Below are 17,379 nucleotides of genomic sequence, written 5' to 3' on the forward strand. Positions count from 1 at the left end.
ATCCGTGCGGTTGCGAGGTCAAGCCCTCAGGTGGACTCGAGCTCGCGGCCGCGGGTCTCGGGCAGCGTGAGCGCCGCGACGATCAGCACGCCGTAGGCGGCGACCGCAAAGAGGCCGATGCTCGTGCCGAGCCCATATTGTTTGGCGAGCGCGCCGATCAGGAAGGGAAACAGCGCGCCGATCGCGCGGCCAAAGTTGTAGCAGAAGCCCTGGCCCGAGCCGCGCACGCGGGTGGGGAACAGCTCCGTGAGAAATGCGCCCATGCCCGCAAAGATGCCCGACGCGAAGAAGCCGAGCGGAAAGCCGAGCCACAGCATCGCGCTATTGGTCAGATTCATCGAGGTGTACGCGAACGCAATCGCCATTGAGCCCACCGCGAACAGGATGAAGTTCGGCTTGCGGCCAAGGCGATCGGTCAGATACGCGCTCGAGAGATAGCCGACGTACGAGCCTATGATGATTGTCGCGAGGTAGCCGCCCGTGCCCATCACTGTGAGATGACGCTCGGTCTTGAGGAATGTCGGCAGCCACGTCGTGATCGCGTAGTAGCCGCCCTGTGCACCCGTCGTCAGTAGCGCGGCGCGCAGCGTCGTCGACAGCAGCTTCGGCGAGAAGATTTCGACGAGGCGTGGCGTGTCGCCGTTGTCCTTCTGCGCGGCTTGGGTTTGCCGATAAACTTCGGGTTCCTTGACATAGCGGCGAATGGCTAGCACGAGGAGCGCGGGCACGAGCCCGACGATGAAGAGCGCGCGCCAGGCGAGGGTGGCCGGCAGCACCGAGAACATCCACGCATACAAAAGCGCAGCGGCACCCCAGCCGATTGCCCAGCCGGCCTGCACCAGGCCCACGGCCTTGCCGCGGTCGCGTGCGCGGATCACCTCGCCGATCAGCACGGCGCCGGCCGTCCATTCGCCACCGAAGCCGAAGCCCATCAGCGCACGCGCCGCGAGCAATTGCCCGTAGCTTTGCGCGAGTCCGCACAGGCCCGTGAACAACGCGAACCAGAGCACGGTGATCTGCAGCGTGCGCACGCGGCCGATGCGGTCGGACAGAATGCCGGCGAGCCAGCCGCCCGCGGCCGACGTGAGGAGCGTGAGCGTGCCGATGAAGCCCGCGTCCGCGAGACTGATGCCCCACGTCGCTACGAGCGTCGGGATCACGAACGACAGCATCTGCGTGTCCATTCCGTCGAGCATGTAGCCGACCTTGCAGCTCCAGAATGCATGACGCTCGCGTGGACCCGTGTCCGTGTACCACGCGAACATGCCGGTGCCGCCGGGCTGCTCGATGTCGGCGGCCGGCGCCGCCACGGTCTTGCTGTCCATCTATCGCTCCTTGTCGAAAAGGGCTTGAGGAAACCGCCGCACGAGGCGGGCAGGGTTGCATCGAGGACGCACGCTTCCCTCCGGGCGGCGCGGATCCTCGGTTCACGGCGTGGTGCCGCGAAAGGGGGGAAGCGGTGCCGCCGCAGCCGGCGGCGCCGCTAACTGACGATGACGGTCAGCACACGGCGAGCGACGTGTTCGTGATGTCCGTCATCAGCATGTGGCCAGGCGCATGCGCGATGGCGAGCGGCAGGTGCGCGGCCATGAGCGCGGTCTGCGGGGTCACGCCGCAGGCCCAGAACACAGGTAGCTCGCCGTCGCGGATCGTCACGGGATCGCCGAAATCGGGGTTCGCGAGATCTTCGATGCCGAGCTCAGCGGGCGTGCCGATATGCACGGGCGCGCCGTGCACGCCGGGATAGCGGCTCGTGACCTGCACGGCGCGGATCGCGTCGGCGCCGCGCATGGGCCGCATCGACACGACAAGTTCTCCGCCGAACACGCCCGCGCGGCGGTTCGGGATGTTCGTGCGGTACATGGACACGTTGCGGCCCTCTTCGACGTGGCGCAGCGGAATGCCCTCGCGGGCGAGCATCGCTTCGAACGAGAACGAGCAGCCAATCGCGAACACGACGAAGTCCTGGCGCCAGAAGTCCTTCAGCGACTCGACGCGCTCGGCAAGCCGCCCGTCGCGGTAGATGTTGTAGGCGGGCACGTCGGTGCGGATGTCGAGATCGTGTCCGAGCGCGTCGATGCGGTAGTCGCCCGGCTCGCCGACGCCCAGCAGCGGGCACGCCCTCGGGTTCGCATGGCAGAAGCGCAGGAAGTCGTGCGCATGCGCTTCAGGCAGGATCGCGAGATTGGCTTGTGCGAAGTCGCCGCAATGGCCGGCGGTGGGCCCGCGAAACGTGCCGTTGCGCACGGCGTGGCGAAACTCGTAGGGCGTCATGTCAGGGTCTCGAAAGCGGTGAAACGAACTCGTCGTCAGTGGATAGGGCGAAGAATAGAAAAGACAAAATTTTGACGCCAACTAGTTTTTCTTGAGTTCGACGAATAGAATTTCTTAACAGTGCGCCGGGTTTTCCCTGATTCTGTGAAGGTTTTGTATTGTCCCGGCCGCGTCGTCTTTTGCTTCCTCGGCCAATGAATACGCGCTTTCTCGACACTTTCGTCACGCTCGCCAGGCTGCGCAGCTTCCGCACGACTGCGGCCGAGCTTCACGCCACGCCAGCCGCGATTTCCCAGCGCGTGAAGGCGCTGGAAGACGAGCTGGGCACGGTGCTCGTCGACCGCGAGAGCCGCGATTTCCGTCTGACGCCAAACGGTGAGTACCTCCTCGGCTACGCGAAGGCGGTGGTCGACGCGACGCGCGAACTGCAGGCCGCCGCGGCGAGCGACAGCGCAGTGCGCGGCAAACTGCGCCTTGGCGTGATCGAGACGGTGGTGCATAGCTGGCTGCCGCAGTACATGACGCGGCTCTCTGCCGACTATCCGCTGCTCGACATCGACCTGAACGTGGACGTGAGCGTGGTGCTGCAGCGCCGCTTGATGGCGGGCGAACTCGATCTGATCATTCGCGTGGAGGGCAGTGACGAGGCAAGCGTGGTATGCGATGCGCTCGCGAACTACCCGGTGCATTGGGTCGCGCGCGCGGGCCTCGTGCCGACTGGTCGCAGCGGGCTCGCCAAGCGTGTGCTCGAGCATCCCATCCTCACGTTTGGCCGCGGCACCGCCCCGCATCGCGCACTCGAAGACATCGTCACGACGCTCGCGCGCGCCAACGGCGTGCCGGTCGCGCAGACGCGCATCACGGGATCGCCTTCGATTTCGGTGATCGTGCAGCTCGTGCGCGACGGCTTTGGCGTGGCCGCGATTCCACGGCTGTTCGTCGACGCGCTGATCGAGAGCGGAGAGGTGGTGGAGCTGCCGCTGCGGCCCTCGCCGCCGTCAATCGTAGTGTCGATGTCGCGGCGCACCGACGCGTCGCGTCAGGTTCATGCGGCAGCAACGGCGGCGCGTGCTGCTTGCCATGAATATTGTGCGAAGAGTGATAAGCGGCTTGTTGAGGCTCTGTAACTGGCAGCGTGCAGAGAGGGGCGGCCTTGTGAAAGGGCAATACACAGGATGCCGGAGTCTCAAGGCGCTGCGTGAGGTGTGCGAGAGCCGGACCCAGAAACTCTGGAGGATCCTGCGTCAGCACAAAGGTGCCCGTACGGGCTCCAAGGGGTAATCGGACGATTATCGTCTGAGAAAGCTCATATGGCAGAGGGATGGGATAACCGGCAACAGCGTCGGTGAAGGCGCTGCAGCATCAAACGCGAGCACTTGGATGAACACTGTTGCGCGTGGCCGCGCGGTTACATCTGACGCGCAAATCGTTACCGTTCCTGCTGTTCTCCGGCAACCTGTCCGGGGGCTCACTCACAGGCCACGCGCACGGTTTACTTCGATTTCGGTGGCCGGCCCGTCTTGACGGGTTCCACCGCCTTGACGGCTGTAAGGAGGCGTTTCGTCGGCCCAGATGCCAGCAGAAGCAGCCCTGCGCGAACGAGCTCGCTCTTTTTCACGGCCATGCCCGCATCGAGGCACCGCTGCTTGAGTATCGTGAGCCGTTCGTAATCCTCCCTGGGCATCGTGAAGGTGTCGCGCACGACCTTTTCCTGTTTGACATGCTCCTTGCGGTGTCGGGCAACGCGTTGGGGAGCGTCCTCAGCAAGCACGGTCTTTCGGCTCTGTGGCTTCGGCGCCGTCTGTGGAGTCTTCGCAGTCTTGCCGCTGTCTGTTGCTGCACCGGTGCCTTCGCCTGGCGAAGCATGTGGCCGCTTGCCGCTTCTGTCCCTGGTAGCCTGTGTTTTCATGGTTTTTTCAGGTTTGACAAACCGTACAAACAGTTTATCGTCAAATTGGTAAGGGAGGAGTTTTCTATGCCAGACAAGCACATTTCCAGCCAGTTCGATGCTGACCTGGAACACCTGTCGTCGAGATTTTTCGAGATGGGTGGGCTGGTTGAGTCCCAATTGACCGATGCGATGGAGGCGCTCAGCCGCTTCGACATGGATCTGGTCGAGAAGGTGGTCAATGAGGAGCATCGACTCAACGCGATGGAAGTCGAGATCGATGCCGAGTGCAGCAACGTCATCGCGCGGCGCCAGCCCATCGCGTCCGACCTGCGTCGACTGTTGGCCTTCTCCAAAGGGATCAGCAATCTCGAGCGCGCAGGCGATGAGGCACGCAAGATCGCAAAGCGGGCGAGCCGGATCGCGAATGACACTGCGGGCAGGAACATGAATATTGCGGAAATCCGGTCATCCGGTCAGATGGCGGGAACGATCTTCCATAACGCGCTCGCTGCATTCGCGCGGCTCGACGCGGTTGAGGCAGCCCGCATCATGCATGAAGATGAGGCGATCGATGAGCAGTACCGTGCATTTGTTCGCAAGCTGCCAGGATACATGGCGGAGAATCCCCGCATCATCTCTTCTGCGCTCGACTACGTGTCCATTGCGTCGGCCATCGAACGGATCGGTGACCATGCGAAGAACCTGGCAGAGCTCGTCATTTATGTCGTCAAGGGCAAGGATGTCCGCCATATTTCGCGCGACCGGCTTGAGCGCGAGGCCCTGGATGATTGAGAAGCGCACAGCAGCAGCGCGAAGCCCCGGCAATCGCATGCGTGATGCGGGGCATTCGCTTGACTTGGGATCGTAGGGGGGCATCCTCGCTTTCGGACGGCGGCCGCTTGCTGACGGCCCCGGGTGTCTGTCCATCTTGATGTGCGCTTGCGCACCAATGCCACCAGAATTCTTCACGACAATGCAGAGTGTCCATCGCGGGCGCCCACGGCGCACATGAACATGGAGCGCGGCGCCACGCCGGCGCGTGTCAGGAAAACCGGCAAAACGGCGGCACAATAGGAGCAATGGCATGCCGACGACATTCACGCTGATCGATCTGGCCGGTTCCATCGCGCTTCTCCTGCTGGGCACGCAGATGGCCCAGACAGGCATGCAGCGGGCATTTGGTGCAGGGCTCCAGTCGCTTCTTGCGCGTTCGCTCCACGACCGGGGGCGCGCATTCATTGCAGGTATGGGTTCGGCGGCCGTATTGCAAAGCGGATCGGCAACCGGCTCAATGACAACCGGGCTTGCCGCGGAGGGGCGCGTCAATCTCGTTCCAGCGCTGGCCGTCATGCTGGGGACGAACGTCGGCGCAACGCTGATCGTCCAGGTGCTGTCGTTCGACGTGGCGGCCGTATCACCAGCATTGATACTGGTCGGTGTGCTGATGTTTCGCAGGACATCGAACACGCGGGCGCATGATCTGGGGCGGGCGTTCATCGGACTGGGCCTGATGCTGTTCGCGCTGCACGAGCTGCTCGATCTGATGACGGACTATGAAGACGCGCCCAGCCTGCGTGTTCTGCTGGGTGCCGCATCGACCGTACCGCTGGTGGATGTGCTGCTCGCTGCAAGCCTGAGCTGGGCCGCGGATTCAAACGTTGCTGCGGTGTTGCTGGTCGCTTCCCTCTGTGCCAGAAACGTCGTGCCGCCTGACACCGCATTCGCACTGGTGCTGGGTGCGAACCTGGGCGCTGCGATCAAACCGGTGCTCGAATCGGCTGTTCCTGATGATGCTGCATCAAGGCGGCTCCCCGTGGGCAACCTGCTCATCCTGCTGATCGGGGCCACGCTGGTGCTCGGTGCACTCGGGCCGATAGGGCGGTTCATGGTCTCGATGGACGCCGACAACGGGCGCGTGGTCGCAGACTTTCACACGCTGTTCAATGTAGTCCTGGCCGTGCTGTTCCTGCCGCTGCTGTCCCCGTACGCCAACCTTCTCGGCCACCTCATGCCAGCGCTCATCAAGGTCACCAGAGGACGAACGGCAAGACCATGTCTACGCAGGACCAGCAATGTGCGACGAGAATGCGCCGGACGTCAGGGGCAGTATTCCTGAGTGTGCTTACCCGACGGTGGAAAGTACGACGGACGGCGGTGTGCGTATGCGGTACGAAGCTGCCAGGTCGATCTGGCTGACACTCCAGGACCTCAGGATCGTGCGACAGGCGGAACACACCGGGGAAGAGCGGCAATCGACTCTCGCGACATACATACAGGGAACCGCGCATCCGGATGACGGTTGTCTGTGCGTAAGCGGAGAACCGTGGACCAGGCAACACGCCGTCAACGTCACGTTCTCGGTGCGAGAGCTCAACGACGGGGATCATCGTGGTCTTCGCGAGTGGCAGGACACATTGGGCATCACGTTTTCGGATACCCCCCTCGGTACAGCCAGACTTGGCTACAACGCCGTGGATCACGAGATGCAGGAGCCTGGACAGTGGTGGGCATCGTTCCACGTACCGGCGGGCAGCATGCAGGGCCTCATCGAGGGGATCGACGCTGCGCGACTCACGAACGTCAAACTCGCGCTGTCCCTGAAGAATCTCTATACGGGTTCACCGAAACTCGCCGATGCACATGGTGATGTTTGCGTGTTTCTCAGATCAGGCAGTGTCAATGCAACTGGTTTGCCCGAAGTCGCGACCGGATATGTGACGCATATGGCATTCGAGCAGGCCAGAATCAGGCTTCGCGATGCTGACGGAGTTCGTCCACGTGACGATGATGCGCGAGCCGGGCGCGACGGCATTCAGGAAACGTCGATGATTCGCGCGCTTGATGAGAAAGTGGGAAATCTGGTCATTCTGATGAAATGGCTTGCCGCGCTCATCGCCATTCTGCTCGTTGTTTTTGCGCTCGCAAGGCATTGACCGCGGGCGTCTGCTGACGCCTGGCAGCATGAACGAGAGAGCAACCGTCGTGTGCTCGCGCGTTGCCCGGAGTACCGCTGGCCTCGCCAGTTTGTGCATGGATTCGACATAGGATCAACCGACCTCCGCGGCGATCGCTGTCCGCATCCCCCGCAGACACGTAGCCAGGTTTGCGCCGGTCATCGCACGCTACAACCTTTGCTAACGTACAAGCGCGCGTGAACGCGCTTGGCGCGGTTCCTCGCGAGGCCAGCCAGACCTGCGGCATTACATCGCGTTTGCAGCTTCCCAGCGGCATTTCTCAGCCAGTCCATATAAGATGCATTGAAAATGAATGTATTGGCGAGAGCGATCATGACCGTCTTTCGAATCGAAGAACCCACCCCCGCGGCCCGCGGCGGTTTTGCGCTGTGGGCACTCGGCTTCCGGCCGTTCTACCTTGGCGGCGCGCTCTTTGGCGGCGCGGCGCTGCTGGCCTGGATGGCCGCGTATGCCGGCCATCCGTTGCCGGGTCTCAGTTCGTACCTGCCGGGCATGTTCTGGCACGCGCACGAGATGATTTTCGGCTTCGGCGCGGCGATCGTGGCGGGTTTTCTGCTGACTGCCGTGCGCGCGTGGACGTCGGTCACGCCGGCGCAGGGCAAGTCGCTGGCGGCGCTGTGGCTGCTGTGGCTCGCGGGGCGCATCACCGTTGCCTACGCACCGTCTGGCGTCGCCGCCGTGGTCGACAGCCTCTTTCTCCCCGCCTGCGCGCTGGTGCTGCTGCGCGTGCTCATCGGCGCAAAAAACAGCCACAACATCTTCTTGCCGGTCGCGCTCGGCATGCTCGCCGCGCTCAACGTAGCATTTCATCTTTCGATGCTGGCCGGCCGCGCGGACTGGGCGCTGCACAGCGCGTATCTCGCCGTGGGCATGCTGGCGCTGTTCATCACGATCATCGGCGGACGCATCATCCCGTCGTTCACGGCCAACGCCGTGCCCGGTTACGCGGCGCAGCGCTGGAATGTGGTCGAGCGCGCGGTGATGCCGCTCAGTGCGCTGGCGTTCGTGCTCGACGCCGCGCTCGGCTCCGGCGTGCTCGTTGCGGTCGCCGCACTCGCGGCGGCGTGCGCACAAGGTGCCCGAATCTGGGGCTGGCGTTCGTGGCGTGTCGGCAACCGGCCGATCCTGACCATCCTGCACATCGCCTATGCGTGGATACCTGTCGGCTTTGTGCTGCTCGCGCTCGCAGCAATGGGTTTGGTCGCGCATACGCTCGCCATTCACGCGTTCACGGTGGGCGCTATCGGCTGCGCGATCATGGCGATGATCACACGCACGGCGCGCGGACACACGGGCCGCAAGCTGGTGGCGGGCGGCTTCGATATCGCCTGCTATGCGCTGCTCGTGATCGCCGCGCTGATTCGTGTGGTGGGACCCTGGCTCGCGCCGCAATGGCTCACGTTCTGGATCGAAGCGTCGGGCGCGTGCTGGGTCGTTGCGCTCGCAGCCTATTGTTATCGCTACGCAGGCTGGCTCATGGCGCCGCGTGTCGATGGTAAGGTGGGCTGATTCATCGGCCTTGCACATGGCGTATCTCGCGAGTATGTTGACTGGCAAGGGCTGCACGCGCGTAACGCCTTGGGCCCGCCGATGAAGGAGAGTGGGCAATGCATCACTCTGTTCAGATCGCAGGCGCGGCCTGTCTCGTCTTTGTAACCTCCGTGCAGGCTCAAACGTCAGCTTCCGCGCCGCCAGCGGCTGCTGTGCCTGAGCGTATGCCTTACGACATTCCTTACGGTTCGCCTATCGGGCTTGATGCAGCGAAGCATCTGCTTGCGCTTGCGGAAGCCGAGGCGCGCAGGCACGACTGGAAAATGAACATCGCCGTGGTCGATCCGCATGGCGATCTCATTGCCTTCGAGCGCATGGATGGCGCGCAATACGCCTCTGTCGAGGTTTCACAGAACAAGGCGCGCACGTCCGCGCGCTTTCGCCGCGAGACCCGCGTCTTCTATGACCAGTTCGAGAGCGGTCACGCGTACGTTGCCACGCTCGTGCCGGACCTCGTGGCTTCGCCCGGCGGCTTTCCGCTGGTCGAGGATGGCAAGGTGATTGGCGCGATCGGCTGCAGCGGCGGCACGGGCGAACAGGATGCCGTCACGTGCAAGGCGGCGGCTTCCACCGTGAAGTAAGCGCGCGGAACGCTGTAGCTTCTTCCGTCAATGCGGCGAGCCGTACCCCTGGACCTTCAGCAGATGCTCGCGCATGCAACGCGCGGCGGTTTCGCCGTCCCGGGCGAGAATTGCGTCGACGATGGACTGGTGCTGCTGTGCGAAATGATGGCGCGTGGCCTGATCCGTGGTCCTTTCACGCTGGGTCGGCTTGACCCGCATGCCGTTGATCACTTCCATGAGGGCAATGATCGCGGGATTGCGCGACGCCTGTGCGATCAGCAGGTGAAAGCGCTGGTCCCATAGTTGCCACTCCTCATCGTTTTTCGCTGTCGCGTTCCGTTTCGCGCACTTCTCCAGTTCGGCCAGATCCTCGGGTGTGGCCTTGGCGGCGGCAAGCCCGGCTAACGCCGGCTCGAACATGAGGCGCATCTCCGCGATATCGGCCGGGCTCGTACGCGAGCGCAGGCCGCGCAGCGTGGGCGCGAACTTCAGCGGCCGCGCGCCCAGATACGTGCCGCGCCCCACGCCGCGCCAGATCCGGCCGGATGCCTCCAGCGAGGCGAGCGCCGCGCGCAGTTCGCGGCGGCTCACGCCGAGGTCCTCGGCGAGCTTGCGTTCGGGAGGCAACGCGTCGCCGTCTTTCAGGCGGTGTTGTGCGATGTAGGCAAGCAGGCTGTCGAGCGCGGACCTTTCCATGATGTGGGTGAACCAATTTAATTTGGTTTGATTCTATCAGCCGTGCTGCGGCGCGCAACCGTGCACTCGCCAAAATCGCCGAACTTCACGGTATTCCATGGATGCTACAGGGTTAACACCGGGTGCGGCCAAAAATCTTCCTTCGTATGCTGATCGTGAAAGGTTTTGGAACCAATCGAGAAAGGTTCGACTTGCGAGCCGAACCTTTCGTACAGGGAGTGGAAGATGTCGTTTACAACGCGTCCGGAGCTGATCGGGACCTTCGGGATGGTGGCGTCCACGCATTGGCTCGCCAGCGCGTCGGCGATGGCGGTGCTCGAGAAGGGCGGCAACGCTTTCGATGCGGCGGCGGCGGCCGGCTTCGTGCTGCAGATCGTCGAGCCGCATCTCAACGGCCCCGGCGGCGAGTTGCCCGTCGTGTTCTACAGCGCGCGGGAAGACCGCGTGCGCGTGCTGTGCGGCCAGGGAGTGACGCCGGCGGCCATGACGATCGAACGCATGCGTGCGCTTGGACTCGAAGTCGTGCCGGGCACCGGCCTGCTGCCTGCCGTGGTGCCCGGCGCGTTCGGCGCGTGGATGACGATGCTGCGCGACTACGGGCAACTGCCGCTCGAAGACGTGCTGAGCTACGCGATCGGCTACGCGGAGAACGGCTATCCGGTGCTGCCGCGCATGTGCGCGTCGATTCTCGCGATCAAGGACTTCTTCCTCAGCGAATGGACGACCTCCGCCGAGCAATGGCTGCGCAACGGCGACGCCCCCGCGCCGAACGCGCTGTTCGCCAATCCCGCCATTGCCGCCACGTACCGCCGCATCCTGCGGGAGGCGAGCGCGAAGAGCGACCGCGCGGAGCAGTGCGAACTCGCGCGCTCGGTGTTCTACCGCGGCTTCGTGGCCGACGCGATCGACCAGTATTTCCGCTCCACCGACGTGCTCGACACCTCGGGTCGCCGCAATCGCGGCCTGCTCGATGCGGACGATCTCGCACGCTGGGAGCCCACCTACGAGGAAGCGCTCTCGTACGACTACGCGGGCCTGCGCGTGCACAAGACAGGACCGTGGGGCCAGGGGCCGATGTTCCTGCAACAGCTTGCGCTCCTCAAGGGCTTCGATCTGGACGCGATGGATCCGTTCGGTCCGGACTTCGTGCACACGGTCATCGAAACGTCGAAGCTCGCGTTCGCCGATCGCGACGTGTTCTATGGCGATCCGCGCTTTGCCGACGTGCCGATGCAAACGCTGCTGAGCGACGCGTACAACGACGCGCGCCGCCGTCTCGTCGATCCGCGCAAGGCCTCGTTCGAATTCCGCCCCGGGGCGCTTCTCGACAGCGAAGCGCGCGCGGCGCGCATCCTCGCCAACGCTGGGCGCCAGCAGCCGGGCGGCTTCGGGCAGGGCGAGCCGACGTTCGCGCCGCTGCCCGAATTGCGCGGCGATACCGTTCATCTCGACGTGGTCGATCGCTGGGGCAACATGGTCTCGGCCACGCCATCGGGCGGCTGGCTGCAGGCGTCGCCCGCGGTGCCCGGCCTCGGCTTCAACGTCACCACGCGCGCGCAGATGTTCTGGATGGAAGAGGGCCTGCCTTCGTCGCTCGGGCCGGGCCGGCGTCCACGCACGACACTCTCGCCCACGCTCGTCACGCGCGAGGGCAAGCCCTATGCGGCGTTCGGCACACCGGGCGGGGACCAGCAGGATCAATGGTCGATGCAGCTGTTCCTGCGGCACGTGCATGCGGGCATGAACCTGCAGGCCGCCGTGGACGCGCCCTCGTTCCAGACCGCGCATTTCCCCGGCTCGTTTTATCCGCGCTCGATGCAGCTCGGCAAGATGTCGGCGGAGTCGCGCTTTCCCGAAGCCACGCTCGCCGAATTGCGCGCGCGCGGCCACGATCTCACGGTGGCCGAGCCATGGGGGCTCGGGCGCGTGTGCGCGGTGGGCATGCGCAACGGGCTCATGCGCGGCGCGGCCACGCCGCGCCAGATGCAGGCCTACGCGATCGGCCGCTGACCACGCGCCACGCTCAACCGGAACCGACCCACCATGTCCACCGTCGCCGCCCGACTCGAACGACTGCCGCTCGCGGGCTTCCATCGCAAACTGCTGTTGATCGGCGGGCTCGGCTACATGTTCGACGGGTTGGACTCTTCGTCGCTCGCGTTTTTGCTGCCGGTGGTGAGCAAGCTATGGCATTTGACGAGCGCCGAAACGGGACTCGTCGCCAGCAGCACGTATATCGGCTATTTTTTCGGCGCGTTTCTCTCGGGCGTGCTGGCCGACGTGATTGGCCGTCGCCGCATCATGATGAGCGCGCTGGCAATCTATTGCGCGGCGTCCATGGCGAGCGCCACGGCGCACGACTGGCACACGTTTTTCGCGCTGCGCATGCTCGCGGGCTTCGGTTCGGGCGCGGAGACGGTCGTCATCGCACCGTTCCTCGCGGAATTCGTGCCGCGGCGCTATCGCGGCATGTTCTGCGGCGCGCTCGTCGGCTTCATGTCGTTCGGCTATCTGAGTTCGTCGATTCTTGGCTATACCGTCGTGCGCAATTTCGCGGACGGCTGGCGCTATCTCGCCGTGCTGACCTCGCTGCCGGTCGTGATGCTGCTCTGGTGGCGCAGAACGTTGCCCGAGTCGCCGCGCTGGCTCGAAAGCCGCGGACGCTCCGCCGAAGCCGACAGCATCGTGCGGGCGATCGAGTCGCGCTTCGAGCAGGAGGGCATTTCGCTGGCGCCGCTGGGCTCGGTGGGCGCGATTCCCGCCGCCGCGCAGGGCAGCGGCAGTGCGCTGCAGAACGTGCTGACGCTGTTTTCGCGCCGGCTCGTGGGCACGACGGCGGTGAGCTGGCTGATGTGGTTCTCCGTGGCGTTCGCGTACTACTCGTTTTTCTCGTGGATTCCGAGCCTGCTCGTCAAGGAAGGTCTGACGCTCACCAAAAGCTTCGGCTATTCGATTGCCATCTACGGTGCGCAGATTCCAGGCTATTTCTCGGCGGCATGGCTCAATGAGCGGATCGGCCGCAAGGGCGTCGTTGCCTCTTACATGACGCTCGGCGGGCTCGCCGCGATTGCGCTGGCTTTCTCGCACACCGGCGTGCAGATCACGGTGGCGGGCATGTGCCTCTCGTTCTTCATGAATGGCGCGTTTGCGGGAGTCTATGCCTATACGCCGGAGGTCTTCCCGACGGCGGTACGCACGACCGGTACGGGATCTTCGTCTTCGTTCGGTCGTATCGGCTCGGTGAGCGCGCCCATTCTGGTCGGTCTCGTGTATCCGGCATTCGGCTTTATCGGCGTGTTCGCCATGACGACCGCCGTGCTGCTGGCGGGCGCTTGCGTCGTGTTTTTCCTCGGTATCGAAACCCGTAATCGCTCGCTCGAAGACATCGAGGCGAGCGGTGCGCAGGCGGACTTCGATGCACGCAAGCCGCTCGCGCGCGACGGGCTGCGCGGCTGAGCACGCGCCATTCTCACTCTCGTACGTCCCATGCAAACGCCCCTTTCCCTCGCGAACGAACCCTACGCGCTGCAACGCGAACTCGCCGCACTCGCGCGCCTTTCGCACGTCATGCGCCAGCCCGGGCAACCGGACGCGATTTTCCGCGAAGTGTGCGCCGTCGCCGCCGAAGCCATCGGTTTTCGCCTCTTCACGATCATGGCCTACGACGCCGGGAACCAGGAGGTGGAGCGCATGTTTACGAACATGCCCGACGTCTACCCGCCGGGCGGGCGCAAGCGGAAAAGCGGCACGCCCTGGGCGCAGCGCATTCTTTCGGATCTCGAACCGTTTCGCGCCACGACGCCAGAGGGGCTGCGCGAAGCCTTCGACGATCACGCGGTCATGACGGCAATGGGCCTCGGCTCGATTCTGAACATCCCGGTTGCGTATAACGGCCGTTGTGTCGGGACGATGAACCTGACGCACGTGGAGGGCTGGTACACCGCGCAACACGAGGAAACGGGCCTGCTGCTCGGCGCGTTTCTCGCGCCTGCGCTCGTCGCGCACGGCATGTCTTGCGCAGCCCATTCGAGCGACTGATCGCGGGACCCTTGTCGATGAACACAACGACATCCACCGGAACCGCCCATCGCTGGCTGCTCGTCTTCGCGCTCGGCTATCTCGCGCTGCTGGTCGACGGCGCGGACGTCATGATGTACGGCCTCACACTCTCGCGCATCAAGAGCGAATTCGGCTTGACCAATGTCGAGGCGGGCGCGCTCGGCAGCCTGACGCTGCTCGGCATGGCGATCGGCGGGATTCTGGGCGGCTGGGCGAGCGACTCGCTCGGGCGCGTGCGCGTGGTGGTCTGGGCGATGGTGCTGTTCTCTGTGGGCGCGGGGCTGCTCGGTTTCACGCACAGCTTCCTGGAATTCGCGGTCGTGCGCTTCTTCAGCTCGATGGGCATTGGCTGCATGGTGCTGGTGAGCACGCTCGTGGCCGAATACGTGCCCATGGCGCGGCGCTCGCTGATACTCGGCGTGCTCCAAACGGCGATTTCCGCAGGCTATATCACGGTGATCGCGCTCAGCACGTGGATCCTGCCGCATTACGGCTGGCGCACGTTGTTCTATGTGGCGGCGGCGCCCGTGCTGCTCGCGGTGGCGATTCACTTCTTCGTGGCCGAGCCGCCGAGCTGGCGCATGAGCGAGGCCGCGGCCCGCCCGAGCGGCCGCCGCTGGCACGACAACCGCTACGCATTGATTTTCGCGGACCGCGAGGCGCGCCGGATGTTCATCTGCTGGTCGCTCGCTTCGGTGTTTGCGCTTTCCGGGTTCTACGGCTTGAACAACTGGTTGCCGACGTATCTGGAAAGCGAATTGCACATCAAATTCAGCTCGATGACGGGGTACATGACCGCGACGTGGATCGTGGCGTTCATCGGCAAGATCGTGGCGGGCTGGCTGGGCGACCGCTGGAGCCGGCGCGGCGTGTATGTGCTGGGCTGTATCGGTGCGGCCGTCTTTCTGCCCGTGATCGTGCTGTTCCATACCCGCGAAAACATTGCGTGGCTGATGCTCGTATTCGGCTTTCTCTACGGCGTGCCGCTCGGCACGATCGGCACGTTCATGTCGGAGAGTTTCGAGACGCGCATTCGCGGCACGGCGGTGGGCGGTTCGTATAACGTGGGACGCTTTTGTTCGGGCGCGGCGCCGGTGGTGATCGGCTATATCGCGACGCAGTTTTCGATCGGCATGGGTTTTCTTGTGGTTGGCGCGGTGTTTTTCCTGAGCGGCGTGATGGCGCTGTTCATTCCGGACCGCTTGCACGATACGAGCGAAGGCGCTCCGGCGCAGGCGAGCGGGGAGGCTCGGCAGGGGGCTTTGGCGGCCGCGACTGGCAGGGGGTGACGTACGCCGAGGCGATCGGTGGCAGCCAGGTGCTGCGATGCGCAGCGCAAGTCAAGGGCAGCTCACGCCTGCGCCAGTTCCAGCAGCTTCGCCACGGTATTCATGTTGCGCGCTGTTCCGGCCTTCGCCGCAGCGATCCTGAGCTTCGAGCGCCCGATCCCGTCCTTGTAAAACACGTAGATCTCGCGCTCGCCCATGCGGAATTCTTCCGCCTGCTGGCCGCTCACGTTGTCGAACGCGTTGGCGGGCGGCGGCGTGTCGAGAAAGATCGCGACGGTGCGATCGGGTGCAGCAGTGGGAAACGGGTTGCCCTGCAACACGGCGGCCAATTCGGCAGCCGTTCGCACCACCACGCCAACGGGTTTGCCCGCATAAGCCTCGAGGCTCTGCTCGAGCTTCTTTTTCACCGACGCTTCGGCCAGCCGGCTCTCGAACACCACGTTGCCGCTCGCGATATAGGTGCGCACGTGCGTGAACCCGAGCGCTTCGCACATGCCGCGAAGCTCGGGCATGGGCAGCTTGCCGGTTCCGCCGACATTCACGGCGCGTAGCAGGGCGATATAGACGGGCATGGGATCGATCGGGAAGCCGGGAGTTAGTCAGGTCGCTGCAGGTCGGTTGCGGCGAGGCCTTCGTTTGCCACGATGGCAGGGCGCCTGCGCGCGTTGATCGTCACGAAGACCGCCATCAGCACCATGAAGGCGGCGAGCAGCAAGGCGCTGTTGACGAGCACGTGAGCATAGCCGAGCTGAGCGACGTCGATGAACGGATAGGGGTAAAAGTCGGTCTCGCTGCCGCGCCAGAAGGTGACGGCAAGATAGCCCAGCGGATAAACGAGCCAGGCGAGGCGGTCGCGAGCGGTGAGGGTGAGGCGCGGCACGAACAGCAGCCAATACGCCGCGCATAGCAGCGGGATCAGGCTATGCAGGCTCTCGTTGAGCAGCGCGCGATAACCGTGCGGCGTCCAGAGATGCCGCAGCAGAAGATTATAAGCAATGCCAACGAAGACGATATACACCGTGACCGCGCTCACGGCGCCCGGAGCGCGGAGCAGGCGTGCCGGCCACGTGCGCACGCGTAGTGCGATGCAGGTGAAGGTGAGCGCGACGAGCAATACCGTGAGATTGGTGAGGTACGCCGAAAGCCTGCCGATGGCCTCGAACGTGTCGAAGCCGCGCAGCACCATGCGCTGGATCGTCATGTCGGTTTGCGCGGCGAGCGCGCCCCACGCGAGCACCGCGATGACACCCGCCAATGCGGTGGCGTAGGGGCCCGGGGGCTGCGCCGTGTCGGTGAGCGGCACGGCAGTCGCGTGTGCGGGTAGCGGTGGTTCGGACATGCAGCGATGGTAGCGCACAAAGATCATGCGCGTCGGAAGCCGCGTGCCCCGGCGGCGGGCTATTTGCCTTCGGCGCGCTCCGCAGCCGCAACGAGATACAGGCGCACGAGATCGCGCAGTTCGGCCATCAGTACGGCGCGCGCCGATGGCTCTTCGTTGGCGATGCTGGCGACGCCCTTGAGCATGTGAATCAGCACGATCGCCATGACGTTTGCCCTGGCCGGCTTCAGATGCGCGATCGCGCACCTCAGGATGTCGGCAACGCCGCCGCGCGTCGCTTCGCGAAAGCGCTTGCGGTGGTCGTCGCTGCCGCTGCGGGCGTCGACGAGTGCAACGGCGAAGCTGCGTTGCGATTGCAACAGCAGCACGAAATCGACGAGCGCATCGGCGACGGCCTCGAGCGTCATCTCCGGGACCTGTTGCCCCAGTTCGGCGAGTCCGTTCTTTGCCTGCTGGGCGTAACGCAGCAACAGCGCTTCGGCCAGCGCCTCCTTGGTCGGAAAGAAGCGATACAGCGAGCCGATCGCCGTCGACGAGCGCGCCGCAATTTCGGTCATGGTGGCGGCGTCGTAACCCTTCTCCGTGAACACGGCGACGGCGGCGTCCATGATCGCGGCCACGCGCTGGCGGCCCCGCTCGCGTTTGGGCTCGGTGGGGCGCGCGGTTTCCGCAACTGGCGTGGTGGAGGTCATGACGTAATCTTCAAATGCGAGGATATGAGAGGGATTCCTCGCATATTAAC

At 64.4% G+C, this 17,379-nt stretch carries 17 protein-coding genes; 10 read left to right on the forward strand and 7 right to left on the reverse strand.

The window, feature by feature from the left end:
* Window positions 1-26: 26 nt before the first annotated feature.
* The gene (locus AB4Y44_RS10980) at window positions 27-1,325 is read right to left on the reverse strand and encodes an MFS transporter (RefSeq protein WP_368699514.1); all 1,299 of its coding nucleotides are present in this window, start codon (window positions 1,323-1,325) and stop codon (window positions 27-29) included.
* A 175-nt stretch (window positions 1,326-1,500) separates the two neighbouring features.
* Window positions 1,501-2,274, reverse strand: a complete 774-nt coding sequence (locus AB4Y44_RS10985; protein ID WP_342923983.1) for a putative hydro-lyase — start codon at window positions 2,272-2,274, stop codon at window positions 1,501-1,503.
* A 194-nt stretch (window positions 2,275-2,468) separates the two neighbouring features.
* On the opposite strand from AB4Y44_RS10985, the gene AB4Y44_RS10990 reads away from it, so the two are divergent.
* Window positions 2,469-3,401 carry a LysR family transcriptional regulator gene (locus AB4Y44_RS10990; protein ID WP_368699515.1) on the forward strand — a complete coding sequence of 311 codons (933 nt, stop codon included), beginning with the start codon at window positions 2,469-2,471 and terminating at the stop codon, window positions 3,399-3,401.
* 365 nt (window positions 3,402-3,766) lie between these two features.
* On the opposite strand, the gene AB4Y44_RS10995 is transcribed toward AB4Y44_RS10990, so the two are convergent.
* Entirely contained in the window at window positions 3,767-4,183 is a 417-nt protein-coding gene (locus AB4Y44_RS10995) for a hypothetical protein (protein ID WP_368699516.1), read from the reverse strand.
* 66 nt (window positions 4,184-4,249) lie between these two features.
* On the opposite strand from AB4Y44_RS10995, the gene phoU reads away from it, so the two are divergent.
* From phoU to AB4Y44_RS11020, 5 genes are all read left to right on the forward strand, one after another.
* Window positions 4,250-4,957, forward strand: a complete 708-nt coding sequence (gene phoU / locus AB4Y44_RS11000; protein WP_368699517.1) for a phosphate signaling complex protein PhoU — start codon at window positions 4,250-4,252, stop codon at window positions 4,955-4,957.
* 292 nt (window positions 4,958-5,249) lie between these two features.
* On the forward strand, window positions 5,250-6,281 hold the full coding sequence (locus tag AB4Y44_RS11005; RefSeq protein ID WP_368699518.1) for a Na/Pi cotransporter family protein: 1,032 nt from the start codon (window positions 5,250-5,252) through the stop codon (window positions 6,279-6,281).
* Window positions 6,238-7,098, forward strand: a complete 861-nt coding sequence (locus AB4Y44_RS11010; protein ID WP_368699519.1) for a hypothetical protein — start codon at window positions 6,238-6,240, stop codon at window positions 7,096-7,098. Before AB4Y44_RS11005 ends, AB4Y44_RS11010 begins: the two co-directional genes overlap by 44 nt.
* Window positions 7,099-7,452: 354 nt before the next feature.
* Entirely contained in the window at window positions 7,453-8,649 is a 1,197-nt protein-coding gene (locus AB4Y44_RS11015; protein WP_368699520.1) for an NnrS family protein, read from the forward strand.
* A gap of 98 nt (window positions 8,650-8,747) precedes the next feature.
* A complete protein-coding gene (locus AB4Y44_RS11020) occupies window positions 8,748-9,272 on the forward strand; it encodes a heme-binding protein (RefSeq protein WP_368699521.1) in 525 nt (174 codons plus the stop codon).
* Between the two features lie 27 nt (window positions 9,273-9,299).
* Here AB4Y44_RS11020 and AB4Y44_RS11025 read toward each other — a convergent pair whose 3' ends face one another.
* Window positions 9,300-9,950, reverse strand: coding sequence for a FadR/GntR family transcriptional regulator (locus AB4Y44_RS11025; protein WP_368699522.1), 651 nt, complete (start codon window positions 9,948-9,950; stop codon window positions 9,300-9,302).
* Between the two features lie 225 nt (window positions 9,951-10,175).
* Here AB4Y44_RS11025 and AB4Y44_RS11030 point away from each other — a divergent pair, with 225 nt between their 5' ends.
* Genes AB4Y44_RS11030 through AB4Y44_RS11045 form a run of 4 tightly spaced genes read left to right on the forward strand, consistent with a single transcriptional unit; the run spans window position 10,176 to window position 15,298 of the window.
* Window positions 10,176-11,960, forward strand: a complete 1,785-nt coding sequence (locus tag AB4Y44_RS11030; RefSeq protein WP_368699523.1) for a gamma-glutamyltransferase family protein — start codon at window positions 10,176-10,178, stop codon at window positions 11,958-11,960.
* Window positions 11,961-11,993: 33 nt separating this feature from the next.
* Window positions 11,994-13,406: an MFS transporter gene (locus AB4Y44_RS11035; protein ID WP_368699524.1), complete on the forward strand. Its 1,413-nt coding sequence runs from the start codon at window positions 11,994-11,996 to the stop codon at window positions 13,404-13,406.
* 30 nt (window positions 13,407-13,436) lie between these two features.
* Window positions 13,437-13,988: a GAF domain-containing protein gene (locus AB4Y44_RS11040; protein ID WP_368699525.1), complete on the forward strand. Its 552-nt coding sequence runs from the start codon at window positions 13,437-13,439 to the stop codon at window positions 13,986-13,988.
* A 17-nt stretch (window positions 13,989-14,005) separates the two neighbouring features.
* Complete coding sequence (locus tag AB4Y44_RS11045; protein WP_368699526.1) at window positions 14,006-15,298, forward strand: MFS transporter; 1,293 nt, start codon at window positions 14,006-14,008, stop codon at window positions 15,296-15,298.
* 62 nt (window positions 15,299-15,360) lie between these two features.
* Here AB4Y44_RS11045 and AB4Y44_RS11050 read toward each other — a convergent pair whose 3' ends face one another.
* Genes AB4Y44_RS11050 through AB4Y44_RS11060 form a run of 3 tightly spaced genes read right to left on the reverse strand, consistent with a single transcriptional unit; the run spans window position 15,361 to window position 17,329 of the window.
* The gene (locus AB4Y44_RS11050; RefSeq protein WP_368699527.1) at window positions 15,361-15,870 is read right to left on the reverse strand and encodes a DUF1697 domain-containing protein; all 510 of its coding nucleotides are present in this window, start codon (window positions 15,868-15,870) and stop codon (window positions 15,361-15,363) included.
* A gap of 23 nt (window positions 15,871-15,893) precedes the next feature.
* Window positions 15,894-16,637 carry a Pr6Pr family membrane protein gene (locus AB4Y44_RS11055; RefSeq protein ID WP_368699528.1) on the reverse strand — a complete coding sequence of 248 codons (744 nt, stop codon included), beginning with the start codon at window positions 16,635-16,637 and terminating at the stop codon, window positions 15,894-15,896.
* 59 nt (window positions 16,638-16,696) lie between these two features.
* Complete coding sequence (locus AB4Y44_RS11060; protein WP_368699529.1) at window positions 16,697-17,329, reverse strand: TetR/AcrR family transcriptional regulator; 633 nt, start codon at window positions 17,327-17,329, stop codon at window positions 16,697-16,699.
* Window positions 17,330-17,379 lie beyond the last annotated feature (50 nt).

The sequence above is a fragment of the Paraburkholderia sp. BR10937 genome (genome assembly GCF_040965695.1).
Taxonomy (GTDB): Bacteria; Pseudomonadota; Gammaproteobacteria; order Burkholderiales; family Burkholderiaceae; genus Paraburkholderia.

Coding starts and splice junctions, on each gene's coding strand:
- AB4Y44_RS10980 (WP_368699514.1), bottom strand. CDS start 1,325: ATGGACAGCAAGACCGTGGCGGCGCCGGCCGCCGACATCGAGCAGCCC.
- AB4Y44_RS10985 (WP_342923983.1), bottom strand. CDS start 2,274: ATGACGCCCTACGAGTTTCGCCACGCCGTGCGCAACGGCACGTTTCGC.
- AB4Y44_RS10990 (WP_368699515.1), top strand. CDS start 2,469: ATGAATACGCGCTTTCTCGACACTTTCGTCACGCTCGCCAGGCTGCGC.
- AB4Y44_RS10995 (WP_368699516.1), bottom strand. CDS start 4,183: ATGAAAACACAGGCTACCAGGGACAGAAGCGGCAAGCGGCCACATGCT.
- phoU (WP_368699517.1), top strand. CDS start 4,250: ATGCCAGACAAGCACATTTCCAGCCAGTTCGATGCTGACCTGGAACAC.
- AB4Y44_RS11005 (WP_368699518.1), top strand. CDS start 5,250: ATGCCGACGACATTCACGCTGATCGATCTGGCCGGTTCCATCGCGCTT.
- AB4Y44_RS11010 (WP_368699519.1), top strand. CDS start 6,238: ATGTGCGACGAGAATGCGCCGGACGTCAGGGGCAGTATTCCTGAGTGT.
- AB4Y44_RS11015 (WP_368699520.1), top strand. CDS start 7,453: ATGACCGTCTTTCGAATCGAAGAACCCACCCCCGCGGCCCGCGGCGGT.
- AB4Y44_RS11020 (WP_368699521.1), top strand. CDS start 8,748: ATGCATCACTCTGTTCAGATCGCAGGCGCGGCCTGTCTCGTCTTTGTA.
- AB4Y44_RS11025 (WP_368699522.1), bottom strand. CDS start 9,950: ATGGAAAGGTCCGCGCTCGACAGCCTGCTTGCCTACATCGCACAACAC.
- AB4Y44_RS11030 (WP_368699523.1), top strand. CDS start 10,176: ATGTCGTTTACAACGCGTCCGGAGCTGATCGGGACCTTCGGGATGGTG.
- AB4Y44_RS11035 (WP_368699524.1), top strand. CDS start 11,994: ATGTCCACCGTCGCCGCCCGACTCGAACGACTGCCGCTCGCGGGCTTC.
- AB4Y44_RS11040 (WP_368699525.1), top strand. CDS start 13,437: ATGCAAACGCCCCTTTCCCTCGCGAACGAACCCTACGCGCTGCAACGC.
- AB4Y44_RS11045 (WP_368699526.1), top strand. CDS start 14,006: ATGAACACAACGACATCCACCGGAACCGCCCATCGCTGGCTGCTCGTC.
- AB4Y44_RS11050 (WP_368699527.1), bottom strand. CDS start 15,870: ATGCCCGTCTATATCGCCCTGCTACGCGCCGTGAATGTCGGCGGAACC.
- AB4Y44_RS11055 (WP_368699528.1), bottom strand. CDS start 16,637: ATGTCCGAACCACCGCTACCCGCACACGCGACTGCCGTGCCGCTCACC.
- AB4Y44_RS11060 (WP_368699529.1), bottom strand. CDS start 17,329: ATGACCTCCACCACGCCAGTTGCGGAAACCGCGCGCCCCACCGAGCCC.